This is a genomic window from Alkalibacterium olivapovliticus (genome assembly GCF_003003275.1).
Classification (GTDB): domain Bacteria; phylum Bacillota; class Bacilli; order Lactobacillales; family Carnobacteriaceae_A; genus Alkalibacterium; species Alkalibacterium olivapovliticum.
This window is the reverse complement of sequence record NZ_PVTO01000005.1, coordinates 50114-61989: the sequence shown is the minus strand read 5'-3', so window position 1 is coordinate 61989 and position 11876 is coordinate 50114. Positions and strand designations below refer to the sequence as shown.

General features: G+C 41.2%; 14 protein-coding genes and 1 pseudogene. 1 reads left to right on the top strand and 14 read right to left on the bottom strand.

Annotated features, from left to right (window positions below; translation table 11 throughout):
• From CLV38_RS03835 to CLV38_RS03820, 4 genes are all read right to left on the bottom strand, one after another.
• Nucleotides 1–969 carry a PhoH family protein gene (locus CLV38_RS03835; RefSeq protein ID WP_425427766.1) on the bottom strand — a complete coding sequence of 323 codons (969 nt, stop codon included), beginning with the start codon at nt 967–969 and terminating at the stop codon, nt 1–3.
• 247 nt (nt 970–1216) lie between these two features.
• The gene (locus tag CLV38_RS03830) at nt 1217–1663 is read right to left on the bottom strand and encodes a GatB/YqeY domain-containing protein (protein WP_106191754.1); all 447 of its coding nucleotides are present in this window, start codon (nt 1661–1663) and stop codon (nt 1217–1219) included.
• Nucleotides 1664–1705: 42 nt separating this feature from the next.
• Entirely contained in the window at nt 1706–1879 is a 174-nt protein-coding gene (rpsU, locus tag CLV38_RS03825; protein ID WP_106191751.1) for a 30S ribosomal protein S21, read from the bottom strand.
• 225 nt (nt 1880–2104) lie between these two features.
• Nucleotides 2105–2527 carry a Fur family transcriptional regulator gene (locus CLV38_RS03820; RefSeq protein WP_106191748.1) on the bottom strand — a complete coding sequence of 141 codons (423 nt, stop codon included), beginning with the start codon at nt 2525–2527 and terminating at the stop codon, nt 2105–2107.
• 138 nt (nt 2528–2665) lie between these two features.
• Between CLV38_RS03820 and CLV38_RS03815 the strand changes: the two genes are divergently transcribed.
• Complete coding sequence (locus tag CLV38_RS03815) at nt 2666–3475, top strand: pyruvate, water dikinase regulatory protein (protein WP_106191745.1); 810 nt, start codon at nt 2666–2668, stop codon at nt 3473–3475.
• A 69-nt stretch (nt 3476–3544) separates the two neighbouring features.
• Here CLV38_RS03815 and CLV38_RS03810 read toward each other — a convergent pair whose 3' ends face one another.
• The 10 genes and pseudogenes from CLV38_RS03810 to CLV38_RS13840 all read right to left on the bottom strand — a co-directional run bounded on the left by CLV38_RS03810 (nt 3545) and on the right by CLV38_RS13840 (nt 11731).
• Nucleotides 3545–5029, bottom strand: coding sequence for an MDR family MFS transporter (locus CLV38_RS03810; protein ID WP_106191743.1), 1485 nt, complete (start codon nt 5027–5029; stop codon nt 3545–3547).
• Nucleotides 5030–5162: 133 nt separating this feature from the next.
• Entirely contained in the window at nt 5163–5567 is a 405-nt protein-coding gene (locus CLV38_RS03805) for a rhodanese-like domain-containing protein (protein WP_106191740.1), read from the bottom strand.
• A gap of 71 nt (nt 5568–5638) precedes the next feature.
• Complete coding sequence (locus tag CLV38_RS03800) at nt 5639–6745, bottom strand: YqgU-like beta propeller domain-containing protein (protein WP_170068805.1); 1107 nt, start codon at nt 6743–6745, stop codon at nt 5639–5641.
• Nucleotides 6746–6801: 56 nt separating this feature from the next.
• Nucleotides 6802–7785: an ROK family glucokinase gene (locus CLV38_RS03795; RefSeq protein ID WP_106191735.1), complete on the bottom strand. Its 984-nt coding sequence runs from the start codon at nt 7783–7785 to the stop codon at nt 6802–6804.
• 19 nt (nt 7786–7804) lie between these two features.
• Nucleotides 7805–8512: a rhomboid family intramembrane serine protease gene (locus CLV38_RS03790; RefSeq protein ID WP_170068804.1), complete on the bottom strand. Its 708-nt coding sequence runs from the start codon at nt 8510–8512 to the stop codon at nt 7805–7807.
• Nucleotides 8513–8663: 151 nt separating this feature from the next.
• Nucleotides 8664–8975, bottom strand: a complete 312-nt coding sequence (locus tag CLV38_RS03785; RefSeq protein ID WP_106191733.1) for a hypothetical protein — start codon at nt 8973–8975, stop codon at nt 8664–8666.
• A gap of 61 nt (nt 8976–9036) precedes the next feature.
• On the bottom strand, nt 9037–9585 hold the full coding sequence (locus CLV38_RS03780; protein ID WP_106191730.1) for a hypothetical protein: 549 nt from the start codon (nt 9583–9585) through the stop codon (nt 9037–9039).
• A 19-nt stretch (nt 9586–9604) separates the two neighbouring features.
• Complete coding sequence (locus CLV38_RS03775; RefSeq protein WP_106191727.1) at nt 9605–9964, bottom strand: helix-turn-helix domain-containing protein; 360 nt, start codon at nt 9962–9964, stop codon at nt 9605–9607.
• An 81-nt stretch (nt 9965–10045) separates the two neighbouring features.
• Nucleotides 10046–11479: pseudogene (locus CLV38_RS13850) on the bottom strand (BCCT family transporter).
• Between the two features lie 42 nt (nt 11480–11521).
• Nucleotides 11522–11731 (bottom strand): hypothetical protein, encoded by a 210-nt coding sequence (locus tag CLV38_RS13840; protein WP_211295412.1) that lies wholly within the window; start codon nt 11729–11731, stop codon nt 11522–11524.
• Nucleotides 11732–11876: the final 145 nt, after the last annotated feature.

Here is an 11876-nt window from a genome sequence, read left to right as displayed (position 1 = left end):
TTAATCACTATCCGTTTCATTATCATATGCACGTATCACTTTCGCAACAAGTGGGTGTCTGACGACGTCTTCAGCTTCAAATTTAATATGAGCGATTCCTTTGACTTCTGTCAGGACCCTCTCAGCATGAATCAGTCCGCTTGGCGTTCTTTTGGGCAAGTCAACTTGCGTAATATCCCCATTAATGACCATTTTAGAACCGAATCCCAGTCGGGTCAGGAACATTTTCATCTGCTGAACGGTCGTATTTTGAGCTTCATCCAGGATAATAAAGGCATCATCCAGTGTTCTTCCCCGCATATAAGCAAGTGGAGCAATCTCGATCGTTTCTCTTTCGAGCAGACGATTGGTGTGCTCTGTTCCGAAAATAGTATACAGGGCATCGTAAAGGGGTCTAAGATAAGGATCCACTTTTTCCTTTAAATCACCAGGCAGAAAGCCTAAACTTTCACCTGCTTCTACGGCAGGACGCGTTAAAATGATGCGCTTTATTTCTCCTCTTCTCATCGCAGCAACAGCCATGGCCACGGCCACAAACGTTTTACCTGTTCCTGCTGGTCCAACACCAAAGACGATGTCATTCTTTTTGATGGCTTCTACATAATCTCGCTGACCCACATTTTTAACACGGATTGCTTTGTTTTCTTTATCTCTAGTAATTTCCTCTTCATACATCCGCACGAACTGTGACAATTTGCCTTGTTTGGCCATGCGGACAGCTGCCATGATATCCGCTTTTTTGATACTGATCCCTTTATCATCGAGCGTTAATAATTGATTAAATAAAGTCTCGATGAGATTAATCATGTCAGGTTCGCCCTCGATTTCAAGTTGAGTACCTCGACTTGAAATGGAAACAGCCATTTCCTCTTCGATCAAAGTCAAATAACTGTTTTGAGGTCCAAATAGTGAAAAGACTCGTTGCGAGTCTTCCAGTTCGATTCGTTTTTTATCGGTAAATTGAGTCAACCAGTTGACATCTCCTTTAAGTAAATTGATTCCTTTAAATCATAGCATAAATTGAACTAAATCTCCATAAAAGGTGCTGAAAAGTAAGGAGTTTACAGCTTTTATGAACAATCATCTGTAGTGACTTGCCATCTCAATCAGGGACGAGGCTCAGGGATTAACCAGAGCTGAAAAATAAAAGGGAGAATAAAACAGAAAAAACCGCGAGTGTCTGAACAGATAGTCCAGATAGTCGCGGTTGTCTCTCTTACTTATTCAGTTCTTCTTTAACAATCGAATTCACAAGATTGCCGTCAGCTTTACCTTTAACTCTAGGCATCAATGCACCCATTACCTTACCCATATCTTTCATTGAGGAAGACTGAGTCTGTTCAACTGTGTCCTGCACAATTTCACGAATGTCTTCTTCGCTCAACTGTGCTGGCAGATAAGTGTCAACGATTCCGATTTCTTTTTCCAGTTTGACAACCAGATCATCTCGACCGGCTGCCTTAAACTCGTTTAAAGATTCGACGCGCTGTTTTTTCTCGCGGGAAAGAATAGTCAATTCGTCTTCATCCGTCAGTTCGTCTCCCTTATTGATCTGTTCATTCTGTAAGGCAGATTTTAACATACGGATAGTAGACAATTTCTCCTTATCTTTAGCTTTCATCGCGATTTTCATATCCTGATTCAACTCATCAAGACGAGACATACAATCACCTTCTGTTTGAGGGTAACATTCAAAGGATTAACCTTAGAACTTACGCTTACGTGCTTCCTCAGATTTCTTTCTACGCTTAACACTCGGCTTGTCATAGTATTCACGTTTACGGGCTTCTTTCAAAGTGCCCGTCTTAGATACGGAACGTTTGAAACGACGAAGAGCATCATCAAGACTTTCACCTTTCTTGATATCTGTTTTAGTCAACGTTCTTCCCCTCCCCTCGTACGTTCAGGGCGTTCCGATTGCTAATAAATAGTAGTATATTCACAATTGGTCTTCCCTATCAATAAATGATGTAATCATTTAATATGCACGAATGCATTCAAACGATTCATTTTTAATTATATAGAAATAAATAGAGAGCGTCAACACTCTGTCCAAAATAATTATGGACAAAATGTAAACACTCTCATATTTCAGTCAGTGGCCTCAGGCGGTCAGGCAGCAATCCTGACATTTTCCAAACAATTCAAATCGATGAGAAGTTACCTCGCATCCAGGGAGTTGCTCCTGAAATAAATCCAGCGGACACATCTCAAGTTCCCTTGTCTTTCCGCATTCAGTACAGATAAAGTGGTGATGGTGACCATGGACATCACAGCTGGATCGGAATAATTTTTCGCCGTTCAATTCAGTCTCTTCGACTACTGATAATTCTACAAATGTGTGTAAGTTACGGTAAATGGTGTCAGGACTGATACCAGGAAACATTTCTTTTAAATGATCCTGTACTTCTTTGGCAGACATGTATTTTTTTCTGTTATATAAGATTTCTAAAATACGCTGTCGTTTACCCGTTGTTTTATACCCGTTACGTTTAAGGGTTTTAACGGCTTGTTCAAACGCTGTCAACAGAATCGCTTCCTTTATGTTAGAGTCTCTATACTAGTATAACGAAATATAAGAATTATTCAAGAATCATTTTCGGTTCAAATAAGTGCACGATTACTATATACTTAAAGTATAAACTCTTTGGAAGGACTGATCAATATGTCGAAAGAATCAGCCGCAACGATCTTTGTGTTATCAGATTCTGTCGGTGGAACAGCCAGTAATATTTTTTACGCAGCAAGAGCACAATTTCCGGATACACTATTTGATCTTAAAAATTTCCCCTTTGTCAGGCAGGAGGATCAGATCATTACTATACTGGAAAAAGCAAAAGAGGCTGACGCAATCGTTCTTCACACGTTTGTCGATCCAGCTCTAGTGGACATCATTGAGGAGTTCTGTACCAGAGAATCGCTGACATGTTTTGATATTATCAACCCTCTTATTAATGAGCTGACTTTACGGTCGAACGCACTGCCTACGCACAAACCGGGTGCCATGCATAAACTGGATGAGAAGTATTTTGACCGGATCGGTGCCCTTGAATTTGCCGTTCGCTTCGATGACGGAAAAGATCCTAAAGGGTTTCTTGAAGCGGATATCGTTATTTTGGGTATTTCGAGAACGTCCAAGACACCGCTCAGCATTTTCCTGGCCAATCAGAATTACAAAGTAGCGAACCTTCCTCTTTTACCTGAATCAAAATTGCCTGATGAAATCTGGCAAGTCGATCCAAGTAAAATTGTCGGATTGACTAATGACGAAGAAATGCTGTCCAATATTCGGAAAGAACGAATGCTGTCTTACGGTATGGAAGCAGAAACGCCGTATTCCGATAGAAACCGTATCCGAAAAGAAATTAGATATGCCGATGAAATCTACAAAAAATTGAACTGTCAGATTATTAATGTCGCGACTAAATCAATTGAAGAAACCTCTGCCATCATAATCAACTCATTGAATGTTTAACTAGAAAAAATTCAACATCAGTACGAGCAAGCAGCTGTTTGGCTGTCCGACTCACTGTGTTGAAGTTTTTTAGTGTGCTTTTTTTGTTTTTTCTTTTAAGAAAAAGGTCAGTATGAAGGCTGTGAAAGCTAGTATAGCTACCATCCCAAATCCTCCTCTAATTCCTTCAATCGTTAAATCAGGAGCAGCTCCCCCTGCATCCGCCGCTTCAAGTGTAGGCGAATGAACGAAAGCAGACACAATGGACATGGACGCGAAAACTAATGTAATAGCGAAACTTGAGCCGATTTGTCTCACTGTCTGTCTGGCTGAGGTTCCGTGTCCCATCTGATCATCAGGCAGTGCATTCATACCAGCAGTGGTAACCGGAATATTGAAGACCCCAAATCCGATCGACAACAGAAGGTAGATGCCAACGATGTACCAGATCGGTGTCGTCTGACTGACAAAAACCAGAAGCAGTGTCCCTATAAACAAAGTCAATCCCCCTAGTGGCGCAATTTTTGATACGCCGTACCGGTCATAAATACGACCAGTTACCGGTGAAATAAAAGCTTTGAAGAGCCCACCTGGAAGTAATATCAGTCCCGATAATGTTGCGGAACGCCCCAAAACAGTCTGGATATACATGGGCATCACGTTTGATATACCTGTAATGACCATCAATCCGAGCATCGTAATGACGACGGCTAGACTGAATGTTCTGTTTTTAAACAGAGACACGTTCAGCATGGGATCCGGACTGTTTAAATTGCGCTTGATGAACAAGTAGATGAACAGTGCTCCGATGACGACCGACACCCATGCCACAATTGAATCGAATCCCTCTGATCCCATTAATGAAAGACCAAACAGCAGAACACCGAACCCAATCAGTGAATGCCTTATCGATACCCAGTCGATCGTCGGGTTACTCATCGGCAGAACATCTGTCAACGTCAATAAAGCAATGGGGATCACTAAAATCGATCCGACAAACAGGCCATAGAAAATAAAATGCCATGAGAGCGTGTCGACTATCCAACCGCCCATAGCGGGTCCAAGAGTTGGCCCTAAGCCCAGTACGACGCCCATCAGCCCTAGAGCACTCCCGCGCTTTTCAGGCGGTGAAACAGTTAATATGATTGTCTGCATAAGAGGAATGACCATCCCTGCCCCAACACCCTGAAGAAGCGTTCCGAAGAGCACGACAATGAAGTGGAATCCGAGTCCCGCAATAAAAGACCCGATCCCGAAAATGATCATCATCAGAATAAACAAATTTCGGGAACGGAATTTGTTCATTGCGAAGGCAGTGATGGGCACCATAATCCCTTTTACGAGAGTATAGCCTGATACTGTCCACTGGCCTATAGAAGGTGAGACATTTAAATCATTTATCATCGTCGGTAAGGCCGTTTTAATAGCTGTCTGATTCATGATCACCATTAGAGATCCTGCAAATAAAGCAGTGTAGACCATCCAGTAAGGCACCTCATTATTGTCACGTCTGTCAAGCTGTCTTGTGATGAGACGGATGCCTTTGCGTCCCCATTTCGTTTGTCTGATATCCACGGTCTGCTCCTTTAATTAATTAGTTCTGTTCTGTGGGTTGATATGCAAAAAAGGAAATCCTGATCGATTTCCTTTCTGATTTACTATAAACTAGCGTCTTGAAAGAACGAATGCAACTAGGCAAGGAGTTCTGTTAATTTAAAGACTTTTTACGTTTGATTTTGCCGTCCCATTTTGAGTATCCGTCTTTCAGCACGTATATATTATCGAAGCCATTTTTCTTCAGCAGAAGCGCTGAACGGTAACTGATTGTTTTCTTGTCGTCATAAAGGTAGATCGGCTGATCTTTGCGCAGTTCTCCAAAGCGTTGTTTCATTTGCATGTACGGAATGTTTCGAGCCCCTAATATGTGACCCGCATCAAAATCATCTTTTCCTCTAACATCGACAATTTGAACTTTACGCATATTTTGCTTGAATTCATCATTTTCAATTGCAGTTGCTGCATTTTTACGTCTGAAAAACTGAACTAATTCCCAGATTCCCCACGCGATAATACCGATCCATAATATAATTGTTACTATTGTCCAAGTATCCAATAAAAACTCCCTCTCTATTCCCTATTCATATAATAGTTTACAGTAGACAGAGTAAAAATTCTAGTCTATTTTTATGAGGGTCCATTAATTAATGACTGCATATCGCCGGAACGAAGATCAATAATATACTCATATCGCCACCCGAAGAGAACATGACGTTCATCCGGTGAGAGTGAAACAGGTGCATCGTAAGGCAGTTCAACTATATCTTCGGTCGATTCATCGCTGAAATTAAGCTGCTGAAGCGAATAGCTTCCCAACTCTTCTTCCAGTGCTACGGATTCCTCTGCTATTACCCCCAGAATCGTCCCATTACGATTGGCCTGTGTCATGTGCGGTTTCATTGGTTCATTGTTCATAGAAACCTTAGGAATGGTTATAACACTGTCCCCTACAAGAAAAGGGTATTCATGAAAGAGGTAAACTAGATTTTCATTGATATCAGAAGGCACCACTCCGATAAAGGTGTCATCGTGAAGAAAAAAATCCCTCACATCCCGATTAATAATGATATCAGTGTTTTCCTCCCGAATATCACCAACGTATAAATGACGACCTTCCAGTTCATCGACATAGACATATACGTTTGATGTATACCAATGAGGATAAAGTGAAGCGATGGGTCGCTGCTTTAACGAATTATCGGATAAGTCCCAAATCTGAACCAGAATGGATTCAGTTTCTTCTTCAACATTATAGTCATAATGAGATAAAAAAATCAGTTCTGGATTGACTGAGTTCCAGTCCAAAGTTACATATCCGCTGTAGTTGATTGAAAGGGTGTGGCTTATTTCTCCATCTAAATCAATAATGTTTAAAAAAACACCCTCATCGGACACTTCCTGAAACAGAATCTGCTGATTGTTATGACTGATTTCTACACTTAAGAGATAACTTTGATCTTCGTATATTAAGTTGCTCTCGCCCGTAAATAAATTATGTGTGGAAAGATCATGAGACTGATGATCGCCTTTATGAACAAGCAGAGTTTCTCTGTCGAGCCATCCAACTATTTTCTGAAAAGATTCGTATTCCACATCAAGCAGCTGCAGGACTTCTTCTGGTTCATCACTTTCATCAGCTTCATTTTCAGAAGATCTGCAGCCAAAGAAAAAAAGGCAGCAGGCAGCCAGTACGAAACACAAATTAAACCTGTGTTCTTTAATACTGGACATCATGCTCACCTCTTTGTGTAGTTTTATATTACTAATATTACCACACGTTAACATCTTTATTAACTTATATGCTTATATACCGATTCATTTAAGACTAGTGAACTAGCGCCGATTACCCCGGCATCATTGCCAAGCTCTGCAATACGAATATTTGTATGTTCACGGATCGTAGGGAACGCATAAACACTGAACCGCTCTCTGATTTTCTCTGCCAGGAATTCACCTGCTTTTGAGACGCCGCCACCAATGACGATAGTGGAAGGATTAAGTAAATTAGCGATATTACCACAGGCCAGTCCTAAATAATCACTGATTTCATCGACAACAGCTGTTGCAAAAACATCGCCTTCTCTTGCAGCATCCATAATCATTTTTGTATCGACTGTTTCTTCACCCAGTATCTGACTTTTTAAAGCTGACTCTTTTGGATAATCAACTGCACGGTCTTTCGCAACTCTGACCACACCGGTTGCGCTGGCGACTGTTTCCAGACACCCATTCTTTCCGCAGGTACACTCATATCCCTCACGGTCAACTGTCATGTGTCCTATTTCGCCTGCCGCTCCAATCGCGCCATGAAGCAGCTGATTATTCATGATCACACCACCGCCAACTCCAGTACCGAGAGTAACGAATACTACATTAGGTTCATTGTGACCGGCACCGATCCACTGCTCACCAAGCGCTGCCACATTCGCATCATTATCAATAAAAAAGGGAATGCCGGTCGCCTGTTCAATTTGTTCTTTAACGGGCTGTATGGTAACCCAATTCAAATTATAAGCGCCAATAACTGTTCCTTCATGACGATTAACGGTTCCTGGAGACCCCATTCCGATTCCGATAAAGTCTTTAGCCGTGTATCTGTGATCGCTCATGTACGTTTTTAACGAATTAATGATTGAGGGCGTAATATGATTCCCATTATCTGTTATGTCCGTTAGTATGCTCCATTTGTCTATCAGTTCACCTTTAGTCGATACGACTGCGAATTTGACTGATGTCCCACCTAAGTCGATACCGATAATCTTTTTTTCTTCCAACTGTTTTCCTCCTTATTAATTAATTGAATAACTGAGTGATAGGGATGTACCGTGCGTATCCTATTAGTATAAAAAGCGCAACTACCCCGACATAAATTAGTGCATATTTTATCTGCTGCTTTTTGTTTCCCCATGCTCTGGGAGCAGAAATAGCGTAAGCAAGAAGGTATCCACCGATCAGGCCACCTACATGCCCAGCCATATCGATACCCGGACTCATAAGGCCGAATACTAAATTAAGAACAATCAGCAGCGAAAAATTTTTCGCCATCGCCCCTATCTGCATGTTTGAAGGAAACAGTTTGCCTAAAACAAGAGTCGATCCGAACAGACCGAACAAGGCTGTACTGGCTCCAGCAGAAATACTGGTATTAAAGGCGAAACTGGCTGCATTCCCAGCTATTGCGCTGAAGACATATAACAATAAAAATCGCCAGTGACCAAAAATAGATTCAAGCTGAATGCCAAGAAAATAAAGGATCAATGCATTGAATAGCAAATGTGTGATGCCAATATGCAGAAACATAGGGGTAATCAATCTGTACCAGTCACCTAACACAATCAGCTCATTGACTTTTGCGCCTAAACGGACAAGAACTAATGAATTTGTACTGCCACCCAATACCTCCTGAAGCAGATACATAAACCCTGTTATACCGAGCAGTCCATAGGCGATAAGTGGTTTTCTGTTCCATCGTTTAAGTTTCATCTCTGTTTGATAATTCACAATTTTAGCTCCCTTAAATCTTTAAGAATAGTATAGCACACTCTTAACAGTCAACCAATTTAGAAAATGTGTTTTTAAAGTGAAAAAAAGCATTAAAGGGACACTTAATCACATACCGGAGTATCTGACACTTCCCTAAAATGCTTTCGGTTTATTCCATGTTACCGTCAAGATCTTTCTTGAATTCTTTGGCTGCCTTCAGGTTGGCATCTTTTCGGTTTTCATCTGCAACAGGATCCGGTTTGTCTGATGTCGAGACATCCATATTGCTCATCTCACTTGTTTCTACTGCAATTATATGAGCAGGATTGACCAGCACTTCTTTGCCGTTTACTAGATGAACCTTTTTTAGCAAATCTCCAGACTGGTTATTCTGACTGAGAGACTCGTGAAGAGATGATGGAGAGCTGTTGACAGTATATGTTTTTCCGTTGGCCATGTAAATAACTGCTGTATCGGACATGTATTTCGCTCCTTTATCTTTAATAGATTCATTTTACCTCAAAGATAAAAAGATGCAAAATCTAACGAACGATCGCTTCGATCAGCTGTTCTCTGTTCATATCAGATTGGACAGTATATCTGCCCGGTCGTAATCGTCTAAACAAATTATTTTCCTCCATATACCGATTGAACCCGTGGAAATCATCAATCAGACCAAAAGACTCAAGTTGAGACGCCACAACACTGCTGGGTTCTCCTTCATTAACGACTACGACATATTCCATCACAGACGGTTCTACTTCTTCTTCGGCTGCCTCTTCTGTTTCTTCTTCTGAATCAGTTTCTTCAGCTTCTTCTAAAGTATCAAATTCTTCCGTCTCTTCAGAATCTGAAGTCGAGTCAGTTTCATTCTCCTGCGCAAGACGAGTATTCTCAGATAAAAGTTGCTCATTTTCCAATTCGAGTGTGACCACTGTATCTTCAAGATATCTGATTTCCGCTTCCAGTTCGTCTGGAATATCCTGATTTGTGGCACCAGTTTCTGCCGGAGCAAAAGTACTCAGAGCAAGCAGGAGCAATCCTGAAAATAAAAAGCCTGATGCTAAAAGTCGTACATTTTTCTTAGACATGTTCCTCCACCTATTCTCTTTATGATTGAATGCCTTCTGTAATATAATCATTGATCACTTCTTGAACAGAAGATTGTGACAAGTCTAACTGTCTGGCAATTTCTTTTGTTGCAACACCTTTAGTGAACAGCGTAATCGTATTGTCTTTCATTAAGCGTGTCATCAAAGTAGACTTCTCTTCTTCTTCGACGGTCATACTCATTTTTGATTCCAGCATATGTATCCGTTCATTCAAATCATAAACTGTTTTAGTCACAGCTAACGAAAATGACTCCAGTTCTTTATACGCAGCGTCTTTCTCTTCTTTTTTTATGAAAGAATAACTAAATAAAACGCCTGATATGACCAGCAGCACTCCTGCAATCATCCATATTTCCATATTGACTATCCCTCTTTTCTTATCGTGTCTGAATTCATTCAACCTATAAAATAGTATCATACTTTCATGATTTGTGAAAGATTATAAAAAGCAGAATACAGGGAGGCCGGTGAGAATAGATGCTGTCTGAAGTGCTGACAATCCGCCTCCTACTAATAAAGTAGCAGCGACGACGCCTTCCATAACGGCCCAGAAAATACGCTGAGGGACCGGGGAATCCAGCTTTCCACCTGATGTCAGGTGATCAACGACTAGTGACCCTGAATCCGAGGATGTGACGAAAAACACTATTACTAAAATAATTCCGACAATCGATAAAACCGTAGACAACTGTAGATTTTCTACTAAGGCAAACAGGGCTAGTGATTCATCAACCGAAATAATGGCAGTTAAATCATTTATACCATTCAGCTGCTGGAATATAGCTGCTCCTCCAAATACACTCATCCATAAAAATGATATAGTCGTTGGGATAATAATCACTCCGACAATAAATTCCTTTATAGTGCGTCCTTTGGAAATGCGGGCGATAAACATCCCAACGAAAGGAGACCAGGAAATCCACCATGCCCAATAAAACACTGTCCAGGTCCCCTGCCAGTTCGTGTCTCTGAATGTTTCAGTCCATAGACTCATCTCAAGAAAATTTGCCATATAATAGCCAATATTTTGGGTGAAGCCGCTCAGGATATATACAGTTGGTCCGGCAATGAGTACAAAAAGTAAAAACACTCCGGCTAGTACCATATTGATTTCACTCAGCCGTTTCACGCCTCCATCGAGTCCCATAACAACTGATATGGTTGCAAAACCAGTGATGACCGCTATCAGTATGACCTGAGTGGTCGTATCGATACTGATACCGTAAAGGTGATTTAATCCTGCATTGACTTGAGCAACACCTAATCCCAGTGAAGTCGCCAGCCCCATCAATGTCGCAAGTACAGATAAAATATCAATCAGGTTTCCCCATAATCCATAAATCTTGTTTCCTATCAGAGGATAGAAAAGAGAACGGATGGTTTAAGGTAACCCTTTATTATAGGAGAAAAAGGCTAAGCCCAGTCCGACGATCGAGTAAATCGCCCACGGGTGAATTCCCCAGTGAAAGAAGGTAGAAGCCATAGCCGCTTGAGCAGCGCTCGCAGAATTAGGTTCAATTGCGCCAAACATAGGCGAGGGTTCTCCCAAATGTAAAATAGGTTCAGCTACACTCCAGAACAGCAGACCTATCCCCATACCAGCACTCAACAGCATGGAGCACCAGGCAAAGCGGGAGAATTCCGGCTTTGCTTTCTTTCCACCAATCACAATCGTACCGTAACGGCTGAACGCAAAGTATAGTGCAGCTGCAATAAAAATATTGGCTGCAAATATCATAAACCAGCCGGTTGTATTGGATATCACATCCAACGCATTTTCAAAAAACAACTGAGCTTCCTGTGGAAAAATAAGGGTGATCAATATGAATGCAACTAGAATGATTGAAGAGGTAACAGTGACTTCCGGATGGATATCGAACCCATAGCCTTTCCAGTTCCGCTCACCTACTTCTTCTCACCCTTCTTCATCAAAAAGTGACACTGTCGGCTTAATTGATAATCCTTTAAACGGTTTCCGGTTTTTAATTGCTTCTTTTCGGGCGGACACTTCTTCTTTACGGAGTTTTTTGGCTAATAGGCGTTCCGATTCAAGACGTCTGTCAAATTCAGTCTCTTCCCTGGTCGGTCTCCGTTTCTTTTCATGCTTCTGTTTCTTTATATCCATCGAATCCAGTCCCTTCAAAATATAAGAGTTTTAGACCAGTTTGGCTGATAGTGATTGTTGTTCTTTCAGCACAGCTAGTCTGCTGATACCTCTATCATAATAAATCTGAAGCCAATAATCTATTCATTACAACTATAATTAGGAA